Genomic DNA, 20,097 nt, shown 5'->3' with positions numbered 1-20,097 from the left:
CTATAAATATGTTTAGAGAGTATTGTGGGAACTTAGGTTTTGATTTATATATCCCCCCTAAGTTTGTAAGACCCAATGTTCAAAATCAGAGTTAATTTTATATTAAAAACACCCGACGCCAAGCATGCTGATTATTGTTGCGACTGGCGGATAAATTAAGGGTGGGGCGGTGATAGCCCCAGCCCAATTTTACCCGATAACGCCTGATATTAACCTTCGCGATGAATACTCAACCCAGCAAAAGATTGACTGACTGGCATCATCTCCAGTGAGTTAATATTGACCCGTGCTGGCAGCGTAGCAACCCAATAGACGGCTTCAGCGATATCCTCAGGTATCAGTGGATTAGCACCATCGTAGGTTTTATTGACTTTGTCGCCATCACCTTTGAAACGAACTGCGGAGAATTCAGTGCCACCGACCATACCTGGCTCAATATCCGTCACACGAATATGTGTACCGTGCAAGTCAGCACGCAGACCCAGACTAAATTGTTTCACAAACGCTTTCGTGGCTCCGTAAACATTACCACCGGCATACGGCCAGTTGGCGGCAGTAGAGCCGATGTTAATCACGTGACCCACATTACGTGCCACCATTGCGGGCAATAATGCACGAGTCATATTCACCAAACCTTTGGTGTTGGTGTCAATCATCGTATCCCAGTCTTCAACATTGGCTTTATGTGCAGGTTCCAACCCCAATGCCAAACCGGCATTGTTAACTAACAGATCGATATCTTTTAGTTCGGTAGGTAGCTCATCGATAACTTGCTGAATAGCCGCTCGATTCCGTACATCTAAACGTACGATATGTAGCTGCTCACCCAATTCGTCCTTCAATTCTTCCAAACGCTCCTGACGACGACCTGTCGCGATAACCTGATGACCGTGGCTAATAAACTTTCGAGCAATTGCCTCACCAAACCCTGAGGTTGCACCAGTGACGAAAACGATCATACACATTCCTTATTTTTCGTTGCTAATAATATAATTGATATGATTAACATACTCTTAACTACAGAAGGAAGCTATTCCGGTATAGTCCACTACACATTTTAGCGTCGTGATGGCTTCTTACGTACTTCATCGCCCGCATCACCGCTAAGGGTTAATGTATCTACTAACGATAGTAATGCGACCAGCGCGATAACCACAAATGCTATCTGGAAATTCTCCAATGGGATCACGCCTGCGCGATGGGGGTGAAACCACTCAGCTATCCGCAGCGCTAAGGCTCCGATGGCAATGCCCAGGCCAATTGCCATCTGTTGCGCCATATTAGATAGCGTATTGGCACCGGCCATTTTCGGACCAGGCACTTCAGAAAAAGCCAGCGTATTGAACGCAGTAAACTGCATTGAACGCGTCAATCCGCTGATAAACAGCAACACAATAATCAGCGTTGTTGGTGTTTCTGGCGTGATAAACGCACAGGCAAAGATAGTCGCGGCATTGAGTAAACCATTAACCAATAGTGTAGGGCGGAAATGAAAGCGATAGAGGATAGCAGAGGTAAAAGGTTTCATTACCAGGTTACCAGCAAACACCGCCAACACTAACAAACCGGCATTAAAAGCGCTCAGGCCAAAACCTATCTGAAATAGCAACGGCAGCAAGAAGGGAACGGCACCAATAGCCATTCGGAATAAACCTCCACCCCAGATAGTGACACTGTAACTTTTTATTTGCAAAGCCCACAAATCAACCAATGGGAATACCTGATGTTTTGCATGATACACCGCCAGTGAACCTAGTATCAGGCTGCCTGCAATACAGAATAGTGGGATTAAACGTGACAAGTTTTGATGATTAAATAATTCCAGACCAAACATCAGGCTAAAACAAGCAGCGCCGGTTAACAGAAAACCAAGGGTATCAAAAGGCGTTTCTTTCTGTGGCGACTCCTGCGGTATTAACCGCCATGCAAGCCATAACCCAATGATCCCCAATGGAACATTTAATATAAATATCCAGTGCCAAGAAGCATAGGTAGTAATAAAGCCCCCGACAGGAGGACCGAGTATCGGGGCCACCAATCCGGACCAGGTAATGGTGGCGATGGCTTTGATCAGATCAGGTTTGGCCGTATTACGTAATACAATTAGCCTACCGACCGGGACCATCATCGCACCGCCAAAACCCTGCAAAATTCTTGCAGCAGTAAATGTCATCAGATCAGTGCTTAATGCACACAGCACTGATGCTAATGTGAAAATAATCATTGCGGCGGCAAAGATATTACGAGCGCCACAGCGATTGGCAATCCAACCACTGGCAGGAATAAAAACCGTCAGTGTCAGAATGTAAGCAGAAATACCAATATTCATATCAATGGGATGTACTGCAAATGCCGTCGCCATCTGCGGCATGGCGGTGACAATAACTGTCCCATCGAGATTTTCCATAAAGAAAGCGCCAGCAACCAATAATGGCAGAGCGGAATTGCGCACTATCGATTGGCTCATTATTCGCACCAGTATGAGTTGCGGTAATTTACTGATTTATATTGGAATAGATAATTTAAGTTGACTACTGGAATCACGTTTCAGATCCACAAGATTTTCTGACATATTTCGAGCATACCGGATCTAGATAGGATTAAAAAGGGGGGGTATTGGTGACGGTGTAACAAAAAAACAGGCAATCAGGAAGATTTGCCCTCTAATAAAATGGGCTGTCACTTCACAGCCCATTCTGATATTACCGAGCAAACTATCATGGTTATTTTTTCTTATAAACATCAGCAGTAGCATGAATTTTTGTATTGGTATTTGCTGATGTTACAACAAAGTAATCCCCACCAAGTTCATCAGCCTTTTTAGACAATTCTTCCTTAGCATCACTTGGCGCTAACTCGCCAGCAGTAACAATATTGCCGATTTTTTCGTATTGACCTGGGCTTTTACTCAGTTCGTCTTTAGTTAACAATTCGGCGGCGATGGCACCGGAAGAGAATGCCCCTAAAAGAACTAATGTTGTCATTGCTTTAAATAATTTCATAGTATCCTCTCATCAATAATATTTACGATTATGTGAAGCCTTATTCCAGTGGAAAGGTAAGTATTGTTCTCATTGCGGGTTTTATCCAGTGGATCAGCTGCTTTTAGGATTTTTGCACATTCGGGCGAGGATCATCGCCAGATTGAACATATAAGATAATTTGCTTAAAATAGATAAAAAGGAGATCGTGATGAATATGAATTTTTACCTCTGTCCGCTGTTGTTCCATCCCCGAATAACTGAATGCAGTGATTATTTGAGCATGTAGTCACTGCCACGAAATTAAAATGTTCCGTGGCTTTCTTTTTGAAAGGGAAAAGTCATGAAAGAGAAACATTGGTCGAGAGTGGAATATCTCCATCTCACTGTTAAAAATCCAAATATTGAAATCAAAGGCCAACATAGCTACTACAGCGATAGCTGGGATCAGGGATTTGAAAGATCAGTCGTTCGATACCTACATGGGGATACCATCAGTCAGGAATGGGAGCCGCTTGGGCATACAGATCGGCTTATCATCGGAGATTATGTCTGTATTGCAGCTGAAACAGTTATCTTGATGGGGGGCAATAACAATCATTGTACTGATTTTATTAGCCTTTATCCATTTATGAGTATGATAAAAAACTCATATCAGCCCCGGGGGGACACCGTGCTGAACGATGGTTGTTGGCTCGGTATGCGTTGCATGATTATGCCTGGAATTACGGTCGGTGAGGGTGCCGTTATCGCAGCTGGGAGTGTTGTTACAAAAGACATTCCGCCATACGCTGTTGTTGGTGGCAATCCGGCACGCGTTATTAAATTTCGTTTTACACAAGATGTCGTAACACGCATTCTAAATTTAAGTATTTACGACAAATCTGAAGACGAATTAGCCCGGTTAATTCCCATACTCAGCTCTGATGATATTTCTGCATTGGAAGTCGCGTTAGCAAAGTGAAGTGCCTTAATATCGTATTTGAACAATGATCCAACCACAGCACTGGAAGACGATTCCAGTGCTGTTTTTAGTAGAACGTAGATAACTCAAAAGGCCCAGCCAAAGATAGTTGAGTAATTAATGACGGACCGTAAAATATGAAGCGTGAACTACGCCAGCGCAATGGTACAAGATGTTCGTGAGTACGGAACAACTGCCAGGAGCTTGGCAAGCACACTGGATTGAAGCTTGAATATACAACCTGGGCAGGCAAGTTTCCCCTGAACTGGCGTACCAACGAAGGGATTTAAATAATGAACAACCACATACATGGATAAAGCCTAAACCCTCAGATTCTACCTAACAGCACCTTGGTGCGCATAATGTATATTATGTTAAATTGATTGGCGCGACCCATAACTTCATGGTTATCTGTGCCACCACCACAAATCCGTCAGTTACCTTTGATGATGCCCCTCGCTATTTTGTTGTGATCTTCATTGTTGTTCATTGCAGATTTTGATGAATATTCGTTATGTTGTCAGGAGTGATTTCTCATATATTCACTCCCCAGCCTCTGTCGACATTATCGTCAGGCACTGTCGCCAACACGTATTAATCTAATCTGTTAACCTGCGGTAAATGAACTCACCAGACGCAATTTCCCGTCAATTAACTTAAATGTAAATGATGATGCGCCATCACAGTTTTCTGAAAATCCCGGTATTTGTTTGTTAGCCTCAGTTCCCTGATAAAACGTTAAACTGTCATCATCGAATTCACCACCCGCAACAGTATCGCAAGCACCTTCAACCCAATAACGCTGGCCGTTCTCTTTGTAATAAAAAACGCCATCTCTATCATCAGAGAAATAGTGGCGCTTTTGTTCTTTTGCAGATAATGCATTAACCCTGTATTGGTTTATTGTCATGTCATCCGGATTGACTATTATCTTACTCAGCGGTTGGAGGTTCTCGATGATTTTTACCGCATACCGCTCAAATACCGTGTCGGTGAGTGTTTCCGGCTGTTCCGGCTCAACATCTGGTAATAGCCCCCATGTATCACCTGTTAAAGGAAATATAAAATAAGGCTTCAGTTCGGTCCCCTTCTTCTCTTGCAACGCCTGCTGGAATTGTAAAAACTGAACCAACATATCTTTTTTCTGCACTGGGGTTAACGTCGTCAGAATTTCCTTCACTTCGTCGACCAACAGCAGAACTGTCGTATAATGCCAGCCCGTCTGCGCGTACATTGTTTTTCCTGTTACTATTACGTTTTTGTTCAGCCAGTGTTTGGCTTCTTTCGATGAGGTTTTGGACTCACGGAGAAAGATAAGCTGTACGTTCGAAATATTTTCCCCATCGGTCACTATGTCGCACCCAAAAGGAAACTCAAGTTGCAGGAAATCATTCTTTACCGCCTCATCACCATCTTTAATGCTTTCCCAGTTTGGCGGGCCAGGATAGATATATTCAATCAACTTCCCCTGGAAAGTAACCTGCAAATCCTCATCAGGGCAATATGCAAAAACGCAATGGCAGAGAAAAAAGGCTGATAACCATGAATACTTCATTTCACTTCCTTATGTATGGCAAATAGCGCAGAAGTTTGCGAACCTAAAATTATTTATGCCATTATCCCAAGGTTATTATTTATCAACTAACTCGCCATAATGCACCGCTAACCAGATAGTCGGACCATTCGGATCGGTCCATGCTACCCGATGCCGGCACTGGGCTGGAATATTAACAAAATCCCCGGCGTGTAGTTCACGAACGCCCGGTTCATCTGCAAAATGCAAACATGCTGATCCCTGTACAACCATCACCCACTCACTTTGCGGCTGACAATACCAGAAATCTGGCGGACTCGATTGCCCGGTTGATATTATGCGTTCAATACGGACATTTGGTTGAGATATCAACTCTTCGAAAGTTTCTGATGCCGCCTGTCTCGCGGCGTCTGGGAAGTTAGTAAATATATTTTCCGTCATATAAAATAATTCCTCTATTCGTTAGCTGAAGATCCGCGCAAGTCTACGTGACTATGGGAAGGATGTGCGAGTATCCACAGCAATGAGTAAAATCAAATTTCATGTATTTGGATACAAGAATCGGATGATTTGAATATAATTCTGCTCGAAGGAATAATAAATAAGGCACCATTGAATACTGACTCAGATATTAAGTACAATCCCTGCTGGCGTTAGTTAAGGCTCAACTGGCCTGTTTAGCTCCGGTTTATGCCTTTTAACACCATTAACAGTAAGATAAAGAAGAAGTTATCAATAGAAGAATTAAATAAAACAATTGAAAACTTAAACAAACTAGAGGACAAAATGTCCGTATTGTCTATTTTTGCCACTGATGACCATAGCCGCTGCTTGCACTTTAGCAGAGGATAGTCGGTTTCTTTGCCAGGCAATTACCAAAAACTGGAGAGTATTATCGCCTGTTCTCATCGCTTTCACTCTGTAACTAAAGTTACACCGCGGGGTGCACTTCTCGCTTGTACTCTTTTACTTGCCAGTTGCTCCTCCGAACCGCCGAGGTCGCTAGTCACCCCGCTACCTTCGGTGACTAAAGTTCAGCAGAGTCAGGAGCCGGTGCGCGGTGTCTGGCTGGCGACTGTTTCCCGCCTCGACTGGCCACCGGTAGCGTCAGTCAATGCCAGTAGTTCTGCTATCCGCATCAGCCAGCAGCAGCAAGCACTGACCGATAAGTTAGATAAGCTAAAAACTCTCGGTATCAACACCGTGTTCTTCCAGATTAAGCCTGATGGAACTGCACTGTGGGCATCAAAAATTTTGCCATGGTCAGATATGCTGACGGGCAATATTGGTGAGGATCCTGGATACGATCCCCTGCAGTTTATGCTGGATGAGGCGCACAAACGTGGCATGAAAGTCCATGCCTGGTTCAATCCCTATCGGGTATCTGTCAATACCAAGCCGGCTACTGTGACAGAACTGAACCGTACATTGTCGCTACATCCGGCCAGCGTATTTGTGCTACATCGCGACTGGGTCCGCACCGCAAACGAGCGCTTTGTCCTCGACCCGGGTATCCCTGAGGTACGGGACTGGATCACCAGTATCGTGGCCGAAGTCGTTGCACAGTATCCTATTGACGGTGTGCAATTTGATGATTATTTTTATGCCGAGTCAGCAGATTCAGCCCTGAACGACAGCCAGACATTCAAAGAGTATGGTCAATTATTTGAATCAAAAGCGGACTGGAGACGGCACAACACTCTGCAACTTATTCAACAAGTTTCACGCACTATCAAGCAATTGAAACCCAACGTTGAATTCGGCGTCAGCCCTTCTGGTGTCTGGCGTAACCGTTCACACGACCCAGCAGGTTCCGACACGCGAGGAGCGGCAGCATATGATGAAGCTTATGCAGATACCCGCCTCTGGGTACAACTGGGATTACTGGATTACATTGCTCCGCAGCTTTATTGGCCCTTCTCACGCCAAGTGGCCCGTTATGATGTGCTAGCCAAATGGTGGGTTAGCGTGGTGAAACCCACAAAAACACGGCTCTATATTGGTATTGCTCTGTACAAAGTGGGCGAACCTTCAAAAAATGAGCCTGAATGGTCGAATAATGGGGGCGTGCCAGAGCTGAAAAAGCAGCTCGATTGGAACGAGTCAGTACCACAAATCACCGGAACGATTCTGTTTAGAGAGAATAACCTCAACCAACCACAGACCCAAGAAGCAGTCAGTTACCTTCGAAGCCGCTGGGGTGGTTAACTAAACTATTTAGGCAATTATTTGGCCCAGCCGCTGTATCCCTGCTACGATTTCCGCAGGTGAATGAGCGGCAAAACCTAATAAAATAGCCTGTTCTGGCGAATTTGTTTGGCAATAACGAGAAAGTGGTTGTGCCCCTAGCCCAATTTTACGACATTTATCGATAATATATTGCTCTTTCATATTGTCTAATAACCAGCAGACAATATGAATACCTGAATCAGCAGGTTCAATCTTAAAACTATTTGGCAGATATCGTTGTATGGCGTCTATTATTGCTTTTTTACGTTCGTAGCAGGCTTTTCTGACCCGTCTCACGTGGCGGGCGTAATGACCATCAGAAATAAAAGTGGCCAGTGTGGCTTGTTCTAAATAAGATGTACGCGTATCTGCATAGTATTTAGCGAGCTTAAATGACTCAATAAGATTATTCGGTATCACCAGGAAACCTAAGCGAAATTCGGGGAACATCATTTTTGAAAAGGTTCCGGCATAAATTACTCGTTGTTGTTTATCCAACCCCTGAAGAGCTTGTATCGGCGGAGCGGTATAGCGGAATTCACTATTATAGTCATCTTCAAAAATCCACGTTTTATTTTCAGCCGCCCAGTCAAGTAAAGCCATCCTCCTCGATAAACTCAATGTTCCGCCCAGGGGAAATTGATGTGAAGGAGAAGTGAAAATCATTTTGGCATTTGGCCAGCGCCTGATGCCATAGGAAATATCCATACCGTCTTTATCACTGATTACAGGGCAAATTTTGGCACCCATAGAAGTAAATGCACCTAAAGCACCATCATATCCTGGTTCATCCAGCCAAACTTCATCGCCCCTTTGCAACAGAACTTGTGCCGCCAAATTCATTGCCTGTTGAGTCCCATTAACAATGAGTATTTGGTCTTCATTACAATTTAAACCACGTGTGGTTCGAACATAATCAGATATTGCCATCCTTAATGGCTGAAATCCTAAAGGTTCATTTAATTGCCCAATCTGCTGGCGAAACTGCCGCCACGCTCGCCCTAATAACCGCCCCCAAAGTTCATGAGGAAATAAATCTGTACACCCTATTCCAATACTAAATATTCGATTTTTTCCGGTATAAGGTGAGGATTTATCCCAAATTGAAGACATTACTTTCATCTGCGGATTAATATTGAGTTCGATATTTTTATCATCAGCACATTGGTATTGGGAAGTAGCTTGTATATGAATCATTTCATCAGGAATAATGGATGAAACATAAGTACCCGCGCCCTTCTTGGTAATTAGATAGCCTTCATCAATCAAGCGTTCGAAACCCGAAATAACCGAATTCCTGGAAATTGACATCATTTCAGAAAGCGTTCTGCTGGAAGGTAGTTTAGTTCCCGACCTTAATTGCCCATTGAGGATCAATTCTTTTAGCGCATGATGAAACTGCTCTTTAATTACGCCTTTCTTAAGCAATAAACTGGGGAAGTTGGCATCGTTCTTTTTCATTGTAAAGTGGATCCATGAAAAATGAAGAAAGTGTACCTTATGTAAGACCACTATAAAAACTATGATTCAATCTCTAAAGGTTTATATTTCTATTTATGAATGCAAGAGGTTGATATGATTGATAATACCAATACTATTTCAGTGAGCCCAGTACAAGTAGATGATTACGCTAAATGGCTGCCCTATTGGCTGGACTACCAGAAATTTTATAACGTTCAGTTATCGGAACAGGCAACGCTAGTAACATGGAAACGGTTCTTTGCAGCAGAGATCCCGATGTATTGTGCAGTAGCGCGAGAAGGCCAAAAAATTCTTGGCTTCGTTCATTATGTTTTTCACGGTTCAAGCTGGGCCATCAATGATTTCTGTTACTTAGAAGACCTGTTTGTTACCCCAGAATCCCGAGGTAAACATGTTGGTAAACAGCTCATTGAATATGTAAACCAACAGGCACAGGAGCGCCAATGTGCTCGATTATACTGGCATACTCAGGAGAGTAATTTGACGGCTCAAAAACTGTATAACTGGATTGCTGAGAAACCCGGCGTCATTGAATATAGAATGCCCGTTTAAATAGCGAATGCTGAACATTTCAACCTTATATAATTGATGCAATAACAGATAGTCAGGCGGAATTTAAAGCATCGAGCAGGTTAATCGTCGATGCTTTTCTTTCTAATCAGCAGTGACCTATAAACACTTTTCTAAACGGTACTTTCAGGCGCAGTAAATCCTCAAATTAATAAATATACCAACCGTTTAACTTTCATTTATATTTAAAATGTTAAATATCGTAGTGGCATTATCATTTAAAGTTCCGTGATATTTTGTCGTTTACTTCTTCATCTGAAGATCCTTATTGTTTACTTATAGCGTAAAGAAAATCATGTTTTCTAAAGAAGAAAGTATTAAGTTACGTAAGAGATTACACGGGATTAGCGGAGGGAGTGATTTCATTCTCGCGAAGTTAGAGAGTATGGGTTACCACTCATTAAAACAGCTCTCCGGCGTTAGTGTTACCGATATTGTCTCTATCGAATACATGCGTTCTGGAGCGCCAAATTGGACAGACAAACCAGGATTCAGGACATTACTTCGATCAATATTAGATATTGCAAAACAATCGGAATATTCTATATAAGCTATTTAGAAGCTCTGTTTGTTGCACAGAATCCCAAGATAAACAGCTTATTGAATATGTGAAGTAGCAGGCTAATTTGCTCGATTATATTGGCATACTTAATCGAGCAAATTGACAGTTCAGACGCAATTAACGCGATTGCTGAGAAACCCAGCGTCATTTAATAGAGAATGCCCGCTGAATGTCTGATTATTTATCTACACGTCTGCCCTGTTCATCGACCACCCGTTCACCATCTTCCTTGGTGAATGAACCACGTTGCGCATCGGGCAAAATCTCCAACACCACCTCAGAAGGTCGACACAACCGGGTACCCAGTGGCGTGACCACAATCGGGCGGTTGATCAGGATGGGATGCTGCAACATAAAATCAACCAGTTGGTCATCGCTGAAGGTCTTTTCTGCCAGACCTAATTGCTCATAAGGCTCGACGTTTTTACGTAATAACGCCCGAACCGTGATCCCCATATCCGCGATCAATTTTACCAACACCTCACGACTTGGCGGTGTTTCCAGATACAGAATAACCGTGGGCTCAGTGCCACTGTTACGAATTAACTCCAGCGTGTTACGCGATGTGCCGCAGGCCGGATTATGGTAAATAGTCACATTGCTCATTTGGGTAATCTCTCATTGAAACCCCAGCCGGCATTACCTTCTGGGGGGTAAACAATAGTTACTGCATCATTGATAATCGCAGCGCCAATGCTGCCAGCGTAACCAACAGCACCGGGATCGTCATGACAATGCCGACTCGGAAATAATAGCCCCAGGTAATGGTCATATTCTTTTGTGACAGTACATGCAGCCACAATAAGGTCGCCAGACTGCCTATCGGGGTGATTTTCGGCCCCAGATCACTGCCGATGACGTTGGCATAAATCATCGCTTCCTTGATTACGCCGGTGGCAGAGCTGCCATCAATCGATAGCGCCCCCACTAACACGGTCGGCATATTATTCATGATGGAAGACAGGAACGCCGTCAGGAACCCGGTACCGAGCGTAGCCACCCATAATCCCTGCTCCCCTAGTTGATTCAACAAGGCGGACAGGTAATCAGTCAGTCCCGCATTGCGCAGGCCATAGACTACCAGGTACATACCCAGTGAGAAGATAACGATTTGCCATGGCGCACCACGTAGCACCTTGCCGGTGTTGATGGCATGTCCTTTCTTCGCTACGGCAAACAATATCAGCGCCCCCACGGCGGCGACCAAACTGACAGGCACACCAAGTGGCTCCAGGCCAAAGAAACCCACCAACAGCAGCACCAGCACCAACCACCCGGTTTTAAAGGTGTTGATATCGCGGATGGCCTCTTTTGGTGCCTTCAACAGCGACAGGTCGTAAACGGCAGGAATATCTTGGCGGAAAAACAGATGCAGCATGACCAGCGTCGCCGCAATGGCGGCCAGGTTAACCGGCACCATCACTGCCGCGTATTCAGTGAATCCAAGATTAAAGAAATCAGCCGAGACAATATTGACCAGATTCGAGACAATAAGTGGCAAGCTGGCTGTATCGGCAATGAATCCGGCTGCCATCACAAAAGCCAACGTAGCACCACGGCTGAAGCCCAGCGCCAATAGCATCGCAATCACAATCGGTGTCAGGATCAACGCGGCACCATCGTTAGCGAACAGTGCCGCCACTGCTGCACCTAATAAGATGATGTAAGTAAACAGCAAACGACCACGGCCATTGCCCCAGCGAGCAACATGCAGTGCGGCCCATTCAAAGAAACCGGATTCATCCAACAGCAGACTGATGATGATCACGGCAATAAAAGTCGCGGTCGCATTCCAGACAATCTGCCACACCACAGGAATATCACCCATGTGAACCACACCGGTCAGTAACGCCAGTCCCGCACCGAGCATCGCACTCCAGCCAATTCCCAACCCTCTGGGTTGCCAGATAACCAGCACAATAGTCAGGACAAAAATAGCACCTGCCAACAACATACCGCCCCCGAAAGGCAAGAGTTCTCTCCTGCCCGGTAAATTTTAATGGATTAAACATCAGCGGCCAGATGAGCCAGACCATCCTTCCTACTATCTACTATCTACTATCTGCTTTCTCTTCCAATCAAATATGAAAATTCACATATGATTAGGCAAATTTTTACTGTATTAGCGGCAAATTGCCTTACCGCCCGAGGCTACATTACCGCTCGCCAGCAACACGATTTTATCTCGTTGGCTAAGATAGGCCTGCTCAATCACCGTGGCCGCCCAAGCTGGAATATGTGGTGACAGGCGATAGTGAATCCACTTCCCTGCACGGCGATCGAGTAAAAGTCCAGATTCTCTCAGCATTGCTAAGTGTCTGGAGATCTTGGGTTGAGACTCATCCAATGTGTCACAAAGCTCGCAAACACATAGCTCGCCCGACTCTCGCAACAGCAGGATGATATTCAGACGTGTTTCGTCGGACAGATTTTTGAAAAGCTGCAATGGCGTGAGTGTAATCATGGAATCTCCAAGACTGAATACTGAGATTATCTTAGAAGTCTTGGCGTTAAAGTCAATTATATATTCGATTTACCATATCTGTTTTCATCGTCACCGATTACAATTTCTGTGTTGACAGTCATGTCCCCTGGCCGCTCATTGGGTCTGGATGATAAGAAAGTCACTTTTGTGGCATGAAACGGGCCATTCTAATGAGAAAATTCTTATTAATCTGGAACAATTTGCACCTGTTGTTTAGTATGTCGCTATCCTGTCTACGCTATCAGCAAATCCAATATTTATGAAAAAACTCATTAAACGGCTGGAGATCATTAAAAGTGCTATTGAGCTTGAAGATGAGGATATTATCCGACAACAACTGCCTTATCTTAAAAGCGAATCCCAGGACGCGGTGCTGGCTTTTATTGCCATGGAAATTGAACAAGGGAAATTTACGCATGCGCTAGACGCAATTGCAGCTTGGCTGGCGAGTAAACAAGCTGTCACCCAGTGGCAAGACCTTGAATTGGCCGCCTGTAAAATGGAGCTAAAAGCACTGGAAGAACAGTTACGCGAGTTAATCGATAAACGTAACGAGCGGGTTCAGTTGCTGGATGACTTTAATGATCTCTATCTGGTGCGCCTTGGCCCATTGATGAATAAAATCCTCCAGTTACGTAAACAGTTGGCGGAATGTACTCTGCGTAAAGCGGAGGCCGAAGCCCGGCGCAGGGAACGCGATTATCGCAACTGCCAGCAGTATATATCTCAAGCCATTGATGAACTTGCCGCGTTAAAACAGCGCTGGTTAGCGCTCTCTGCTATGTCGAGTGAAACCATTGAGATACGACAACAGATTCAGCAACAAACGGATTTAATCGCCGCACTGCTGGCGGAAATTAAAGAGCTGGAAAAGGGTTTTTGTACCCGCAATACTGAGTCAACCCGTAAAGCTCGGGAAGAAGCGAAAGAGAAGTACGAGAGCTATCAGGAGCAGCAAAAAGATGCCGAACAGCGGCATAGTAATGAGCAAAAACTGTCAGCTGATCAGCGCCAAGAACTAAAACGCCTGTGGCGGCAAGCCAGTCGACTCTGCCATCCAGATTTAGTCGCCGATGAGTTTAAAGAGAAAGCACATCAACTGATGGTCCAGCTCAATCAAGCCCGCCAACGGGGAGATTTCCCCGCAATTAACGCGTTACTCGAGAGTTTAAAACGTGGGTTTGAACCGCTAATGGCAAGTGACTGTATTGACGATCTTGAACGGCTACGCAGAAAAATTAAGCAGGTCAGAGATCAAATTGACGTGATGTTGCGTGAACTGGAAGCATTAGAGGATGAAGACTCTTGGCAGCTTGTCACCTCTTTGTCCGATAAAGATAACTGGTTCAAAGAACAAGAAAACGTATTATCCAAAACGCTCAAACTGCTGGAGCGGCAAGTTGAAGAAGCATCAAAGGTACTGTATGAAATTTGATTGGTGATGCTCTTTTGGCCTACTGCCAACTGTGCCCGGTCCATGCCTGCGCTTAACAACAAATATTATCCCTGTTATCTTTTATTATTGATGCATAATCACTATGCGTATTATTAAGTTCGTATTCATTCTGAAATAAGGTAATCAATGATGAAAGATAACGAATACCAGCCGCCAAAGGTCTGGACGGAAAATAACGAGAGTGGCGGTGTATGGTCCAAAATCAACCGCCCAACAGCAGGCGCACGTCATGAAGCGGCCCTGCCTGTTGGCAAACATCCGTTACAGCTTTACTCCATGGCGACCCCCAACGGTCAGAAGGTCACTATTCTGCTGGAGGAGTTATTGGCGCTGGGCGAGAAAGGCGCAGAGTACGATGCCCACTTGATTCGAATAAGTGAAGGCGACCAGTTCTCAAGTGGTTTTGTCGCAGTGAATCCTAATTCAAAAATCCCCGCGCTGATGGATCACTCAACGCCGACTCCGGTGAGAGTTTTTGAGTCCGGTGCTATTTTGCTTTATCTGGCGGATAAGTTCGGCCATTTCCTGCCAAAAGATCACGCACAGAGAACGGAAGCACTGAACTGGTTATTCTGGCTACAGGGCGCGGCACCTTATTTAGGCGGGGGTTTTGGTCATTTTTATCATTACGCACCGGTAAAAATCGAATACGCGATTGACCGTTTTACCATGGAAGCTAAACGCCAGCTTGATTTGCTCAATACTCAGCTCAAAACACATGAGTATATCGCAGGGGATGAATATTCGATTGCCGATATCGCCATCTGGCCGTGGTATGGCAATTTGGTTTTAGGCTTGCAATATGAAGCCGGGGAGTTCCTGGATGTGAAATCCTATACCCACTTAATACGTTGGACGGAGAATATTGCGAAACGACCAGCCGTGCAACGTGGGCGTATCGTCAATCGGACCTGGGGAGAACCAAATGAGCAGTTGCCTGAGCGCCACGACGCATCAGATTTCGATCACTTATAGCTCATAAACGATAAAGTCAATTCGACTAGAAAAAGGCGATAAACTCGGTTTACGCCTTTTTCTAACTCGAGTGACTGCAGCTACTGCACCCCATCAAAATGGAGAAACAATAGAGCCAATACGCTGGCAGAAATCATCGTAAGCATCGCCCAGTTTTTCAAACAATTTACTGATGTTATTTAAGTGTTTCATTGGCTGTTCCTCTGAGAGCGTTGAGATTTATTTGTGTGATCTGCATCACTAAATAAAGCTTACCTTTTTTAAAACAGCATTTCAATATTTTTGTGATATGAGTCACAAAAATAGTAACTCTGCATAATGCTCATGATTATTGAGCGACACCTTCCCCGCCCGCCAGCCACAGAAACTCTTCTAGCGAGATTCAGATATAGATATTTATTCATAAAAAATGCGTTTTTTTTCATACAACCCACCAGATCGTGATCGTGATCTCATTTTAAACACAGCAAGAGGATTATAAAGAAACGCAAGATCGATAAATATGAAACATTGTTTCATTTAAATGAAGGGATGCAAATGGAAAAGAAAATAACCGTCAGGCACACGGTTGCATACGGCAGTGCAAACCTGTTGGGCAGTGGTGCATTGGCGATCAGTGGCGCGTGGCTTATGTATTTCTATACCACGTTTTGTGGGCTTTCTGTCGTTGAGGCTGCCGCCATATTCTCTCTGGCCAGCATTCTTGATGCCATCAGTAACCCTATCATGGGCTACATCACCGATAACTTTTATAACACCCGCCTTGGCCGCATGTTTGGCCGTCGTCGCTTCTTTATCCTCATCGGTATTCCGCTGGTCTTGTTCTATCCCCTACTTTGGGTGAGTGGTTTTGGCTTTTGGTACTACTTGATAACCTATGCCATGTTTGAATTGATCTACACCTCGATCATGGTGCCATACGAAACGCTAGCCACAGAGATGACGACCGATTTTGCTAAGCGCTCCAAGTTGACGGGATCAAAAGCGATATTCGGAAAAGTTGCCAACTTTATGGCGGCCTTTATTCCAGGGCAATTTATTGCGCTCTATGGCAAGGATTCTCCGGCCCCCTTCCTTTATACCGGCATCGCATATGGGGCTATCATGTGTTGTGCCATGATCTTCCTGTACGTTTCTTCTTGGGAGCGCCCGGCCAGTGAAGTGGTCAAAGAGACCACCAGTAGTTTGTTTCAGGCGCTGAAAAAAATGTGTATTGATATGGCGTCAACATTTCGGCTCCGTATTTTCCGTAAACATTTAGGAATGTATCTATTTGGATTTGGTGCCGAGTGGTTATTCGCTTCCTCATTCACCTACTTTATCATTTTCGGTTTACGCCAAAGTGCTGTTCTGGTGTCGCAACTCAATAGCTTCAGTTCGATTATGCAACTGATCTCGACCGCATTCTTTATCGGTATCTGTGTGAAAATGGGCTTTGCCCGTCCTTTCCGTATTGCATTACAGGTGGTGATTGTCAGTGTTTTTGCCTATGCCGCGCTCTATTTTACCGGTTGGTCTGACACGACCACTGTCATTGTATTATTCGCGATCACCGTGGTTTTTGGTCTGAGTACCGGCGGTATTTACTATATTCCCTGGACCGTTTATACCTTCCTCGCTGATGTAGATGAAGTGCTCACGGGGCGTCGGCGTGAGGGTCTATATGCGGGTGCAATGACATTTGCTGGCAAGATGGTTCGTTCGGTTATTGTGTTTGCGATGGGCTGGACACTCAGCAGATTTGGCTTTGTCTCCGGTCAGTCGGTGCAGCCAGAAACCGCGGTTCAGGCGATTGTTGGCGTCTTTGCCATCGGTGTAACCGCGCTGGCATTAGTGGCAATTTTTTATACCACACAGATGAAACTCGACAGAAAGAGTCATATGGTTCTGTTGGCAGAAATTGCCCGGATTAAGGCCGGTGGTGCGATAGCTGACATTGCTGCTGGCCCCCGCGCAACGATTGAAGAACTGACGGGTTGGAAATATGAACAATGTTGGGGTAATAACCCGCTTGGTCAAAAGAAACCGACAGAAAAATTGACCGAACTGACATCAGAGGACTGATGGCTACTGTAGATTCAGGGACCGTATCATGAAAACGTTAGACGAATTTATTGTCGAAAAGCAGCAAGAATTCTCGCACGCTACCGGCGAACTCACTGCATTACTTTCTTCAATTAAATTGGGTGCCAAGATTATTCACCGAGATATCAATAAAGCCGGTCTTCTTGATATTCTGGGTACCGCAGGGATGCCCGCCATTGAAAGCGAAGTGCAGATGAAACTGGACTTATACGCCAATGAAAAGCTTAAAGCCGCCTTGAAAGCACGTGGGGAAGTGGCAGGTATCGCTTCTGAGGAAGAGGGAATTGTCATATTTGAAGATGCACAATCACAAAAGGGGAAATATGTCGTTTTAATCGCTCCGCTTGATGGTGCATCAAATATTGATGTTAATGTTTCTGTTGGTACTATTTTCTCTATTTACCGGCGGCTTAGCCCGGTCGGTCAACCGGCTATCGAGGCGGACTTTCTGCAATCTGGCAGCCACCAGGTGGCTGCGGGTTATGTCGTTTACGGCTCATCAACAATGTTGGTTTATACCACCGGTTATGGCGTTCATGCATTTACCTATGACCCATCCCTCGGCGTTTTTTGCTTATCACATGAAAAAGTGCGTTATCCAGAAATTGGCAGCATGTATTCCATCAACCAGGGGAATTACATTAAATTTCCAACCGGGGTGAAGAAATACATTAAGTATTGTCAGGAGCAGGATGCGGCAACCCACCGCCCTTATGTTTCCCGTTACATCGGTTCACTCGTGGCGGATTTTCATCGTAACCTGCTGAAAGGTGGTATATACCTTTACCCAAGCACGGCCAGTTATCCGAGCGGCAAACTCCATTTATTGTATGAATGCAATCCAATGGCTGTGCTGGCAGAACAAGCCGGGGGGAAAGCCAGTGATGGTTTAAATCGTATTCTGGATATTCCACCAGAGCAATTACATCAACGAGTCCCCTTCTTTGTCGGCACCTATTCGATGGTTGAGGATGCCGAACGTTTCATTGCCGAAAATCCTGATTCCTTATCCGGTTAATGCTCATTTACCCAGGCACGTCACCAACCGTTGGATAAAATGGACTGTTGGTGACGGCGGCCTCCTATCGTTTTATGCCGAGCCGTTTGGCAAGACGATGGAGGTTGCCTGCGTCAAGGTTTAGCGCGCGAGCAGATGCCGACCAATTCATCCCATGCTCCTGAAGAACCTGCATGATAACCTGCCGCTGAAAATCACGGGTCGCCGCTTGCAGGTCTACAGGCGCGGTACCTTGATCCTCACTGACTGATCTCGGTGAAATACCCGGTATAGTGGTGACTGTAATATTAAATAAGTCAGCATGCAGTTGCGCAGATTCTGTCGCCGGTTGTGAGGCGCGCGCTAATACCGCAGCACGATAAATAGCATGTTCCAATTCACGCACGTTTCCGGGCCAACTGTAATTCTCTAGCAGAGTAAGTGTGGCGGCCGGGATGCCCAACTGCTGAAGCCCCAGTTTCTTTCTTATCCGCTCCACAAAAAATCCCGCTAACAGAACAATGTCCCCTTTCCGTTCCCGTAACGGTGGAACATGTAACGGGAATACACTCAAACGGTGAAACAGATCAACGCGAAAGTGCCCTTCGATAACTGCTTGTTTAAGATCACAATTGGTAGCAGCAATAATACGCACATTCACCCGCTTGGTACTGTCGTCACCGACGCGCTGTAAGTCGCCGTACTGAATAACACGGAGTAATTTGGCCTGAAGTACCAAAGAAAGCTCGCCTATCTCATCAAGAAATAGTGTGCCATTGTCGGCAATTTCGAACTTACCGGTTCGGTCATGTATTGCACCGGTGAAAGCCCCCTTCACATGGCCAAATAATTCGCTCTCCGCCACATTCTCGGGCAAGGCGGCACAGTTTAAATAGATTAATGCCTTCGCAGCTCTGGGTGATAAATGATGAATTGCCTGAGCAACCAACTCTTTACCGACCCCCGTCTCTCCGGTGATTAGCACATTCAGTTCTGAACCTGCTACCACCCCTATCTCATGTTTTAGTTGCAGTATCAACGGTGACAGGCCAATCATCTCGTCTTCCGAGCTTGGTGTGGCTTGTTTTTGGATGCTTAATGAACTAACCGTAGGGAGCGCTTGCTTCTCCAACACATCGACTAAAAGTGCATTATTCAGTGCCGAGGCCGCTAATACGCCAATCAGTTTAAGCTCTTCATCACTGAACCCATCAAATTGCAGCGGGTTCATACTGTCGAAAGTTAATGCACCAATAAGTGTTTGATCAGCAAACAAGGGCAGACCAATACAGGCATGGACTTTTAGCTCATCATGGCCCGGGATCAGGCCGTCATAGGGATCAGGCAGATGGCTGTCAGTCGGGAAACGGACCACATTCCCTGCCCGGGCAATGGCCTCTAAGCGCGGATGGGATGACAACGAAAAACGCCGCCCCAACACATCCGGTGATAAACCATCAATGGCCAAGGGTCGGAACAATTGATGTTCATAACGTAAAAGTGCCGAGGCATCGCATTGCAGTAATTGCCGCAAGCTACTGACTAACGTCTGAAAACGATCTTGCCCTGATAAGCCGCCCTGTAGCTCAATGGCAATTTTGGCCAGTGACTGAATGGATAAACTCATATTTTGTCATTCCGACATAGTGTTAGTCATTATGACAATGACACATCAATGTCATAATGACTAACTTTAATTTTTATCTGATTAAAATCAATACCATAAATCATGGCACGCCATTTGCTTTCTAAGGTGAGGTAAATCATTTATTTTAGT

17 protein-coding genes are annotated in these 20,097 nt (G+C 45.1%); 7 read left to right on the top strand and 10 right to left on the bottom strand.

The window, feature by feature from the left end; all coding sequences use genetic code 11:
• Positions 1-209: 209 nt before the first annotated feature.
• The 3 genes from ydfG to yahO all read right to left on the bottom strand — a co-directional run bounded on the left by ydfG (position 210) and on the right by yahO (position 3,002).
• A complete protein-coding gene (gene ydfG, locus V2A85_RS05900) occupies positions 210-959 on the bottom strand; it encodes a bifunctional NADP-dependent 3-hydroxy acid dehydrogenase/3-hydroxypropionate dehydrogenase YdfG (protein WP_050085366.1) in 750 nt (249 codons plus the stop codon).
• 98 nt (positions 960-1,057) lie between these two features.
• Entirely contained in the window at positions 1,058-2,467 is a 1,410-nt protein-coding gene (locus V2A85_RS05895; protein ID WP_420071047.1) for an MFS transporter, read from the bottom strand.
• Between the two features lie 256 nt (positions 2,468-2,723).
• The gene (gene yahO, locus V2A85_RS05890; protein WP_083158840.1) at positions 2,724-3,002 is read right to left on the bottom strand and encodes a DUF1471 family periplasmic protein YahO; all 279 of its coding nucleotides are present in this window, start codon (positions 3,000-3,002) and stop codon (positions 2,724-2,726) included.
• A 322-nt stretch (positions 3,003-3,324) separates the two neighbouring features.
• Between yahO and V2A85_RS05885 the strand changes: the two genes are divergently transcribed.
• A complete protein-coding gene (locus V2A85_RS05885) occupies positions 3,325-3,945 on the top strand; it encodes a CatB-related O-acetyltransferase (RefSeq protein WP_372559029.1) in 621 nt (206 codons plus the stop codon).
• Between the two features lie 607 nt (positions 3,946-4,552).
• On the opposite strand, the gene V2A85_RS05880 is transcribed toward V2A85_RS05885, so the two are convergent.
• Positions 4,553-5,500, bottom strand: coding sequence for a DUF4431 domain-containing protein (locus V2A85_RS05880; protein WP_372559030.1), 948 nt, complete (start codon positions 5,498-5,500; stop codon positions 4,553-4,555).
• A 75-nt stretch (positions 5,501-5,575) separates the two neighbouring features.
• Positions 5,576-5,920: a cupin domain-containing protein gene (locus tag V2A85_RS05875; protein WP_420071046.1), complete on the bottom strand. Its 345-nt coding sequence runs from the start codon at positions 5,918-5,920 to the stop codon at positions 5,576-5,578.
• 453 nt (positions 5,921-6,373) lie between these two features.
• Between V2A85_RS05875 and V2A85_RS05870 the strand changes: the two genes are divergently transcribed.
• On the top strand, positions 6,374-7,687 hold the full coding sequence (locus V2A85_RS05870; protein WP_420071048.1) for a glycoside hydrolase family 10 protein: 1,314 nt from the start codon (positions 6,374-6,376) through the stop codon (positions 7,685-7,687).
• Between the two features lie 9 nt (positions 7,688-7,696).
• Here V2A85_RS05870 and V2A85_RS05865 read toward each other — a convergent pair whose 3' ends face one another.
• The gene (locus V2A85_RS05865; protein WP_420071045.1) at positions 7,697-9,169 is read right to left on the bottom strand and encodes a PLP-dependent aminotransferase family protein; all 1,473 of its coding nucleotides are present in this window, start codon (positions 9,167-9,169) and stop codon (positions 7,697-7,699) included.
• A 114-nt stretch (positions 9,170-9,283) separates the two neighbouring features.
• On the opposite strand from V2A85_RS05865, the gene V2A85_RS05860 reads away from it, so the two are divergent.
• Positions 9,284-9,742, top strand: a complete 459-nt coding sequence (locus tag V2A85_RS05860; protein WP_420071044.1) for a GNAT family N-acetyltransferase — start codon at positions 9,284-9,286, stop codon at positions 9,740-9,742.
• Positions 9,743-10,499: 757 nt separating this feature from the next.
• On the opposite strand, the gene arsC is transcribed toward V2A85_RS05860, so the two are convergent.
• From arsC to V2A85_RS05845, 3 genes are all read right to left on the bottom strand, one after another.
• Entirely contained in the window at positions 10,500-10,928 is a 429-nt protein-coding gene (gene arsC, locus V2A85_RS05855) for a glutaredoxin-dependent arsenate reductase (RefSeq protein WP_372559034.1), read from the bottom strand.
• Between the two features lie 58 nt (positions 10,929-10,986).
• Positions 10,987-12,276: an arsenic transporter gene (locus tag V2A85_RS05850; protein WP_372559903.1), complete on the bottom strand. Its 1,290-nt coding sequence runs from the start codon at positions 12,274-12,276 to the stop codon at positions 10,987-10,989.
• 168 nt (positions 12,277-12,444) lie between these two features.
• Entirely contained in the window at positions 12,445-12,786 is a 342-nt protein-coding gene (locus tag V2A85_RS05845; protein WP_102970408.1) for a metalloregulator ArsR/SmtB family transcription factor, read from the bottom strand.
• A 280-nt stretch (positions 12,787-13,066) separates the two neighbouring features.
• On the opposite strand from V2A85_RS05845, the gene V2A85_RS05840 reads away from it, so the two are divergent.
• From V2A85_RS05840 to fbp, 4 genes are all read left to right on the top strand, one after another.
• On the top strand, positions 13,067-14,242 hold the full coding sequence (locus tag V2A85_RS05840) for a DNA repair protein (RefSeq protein WP_420071043.1): 1,176 nt from the start codon (positions 13,067-13,069) through the stop codon (positions 14,240-14,242).
• Positions 14,243-14,392: 150 nt separating this feature from the next.
• The gene (gene yghU / locus V2A85_RS05835; protein ID WP_372559904.1) at positions 14,393-15,238 is read left to right on the top strand and encodes a glutathione-dependent disulfide-bond oxidoreductase; all 846 of its coding nucleotides are present in this window, start codon (positions 14,393-14,395) and stop codon (positions 15,236-15,238) included.
• A gap of 537 nt (positions 15,239-15,775) precedes the next feature.
• Positions 15,776-17,302, top strand: a complete 1,527-nt coding sequence (locus V2A85_RS05830; protein WP_372559036.1) for an MFS transporter — start codon at positions 15,776-15,778, stop codon at positions 17,300-17,302.
• A 28-nt stretch (positions 17,303-17,330) separates the two neighbouring features.
• Positions 17,331-18,341, top strand: coding sequence for a class 1 fructose-bisphosphatase (fbp, locus tag V2A85_RS05825; RefSeq protein ID WP_420071042.1), 1,011 nt, complete (start codon positions 17,331-17,333; stop codon positions 18,339-18,341).
• A gap of 64 nt (positions 18,342-18,405) precedes the next feature.
• Here the strand turns inward: fbp and norR are convergent, their stop codons facing one another.
• Positions 18,406-19,947: a nitric oxide reductase transcriptional regulator NorR gene (gene norR / locus V2A85_RS05820; RefSeq protein ID WP_420071041.1), complete on the bottom strand. Its 1,542-nt coding sequence runs from the start codon at positions 19,945-19,947 to the stop codon at positions 18,406-18,408.
• Positions 19,948-20,097 lie beyond the last annotated feature (150 nt).

This window comes from Yersinia sp. 1252 StPb PI (assembly GCF_048593885.1).
Classification (GTDB): domain Bacteria; phylum Pseudomonadota; class Gammaproteobacteria; order Enterobacterales; family Enterobacteriaceae; genus Yersinia; species Yersinia enterocolitica_E.
This window is presented reverse-complemented; position numbering and strand designations above follow the sequence as displayed.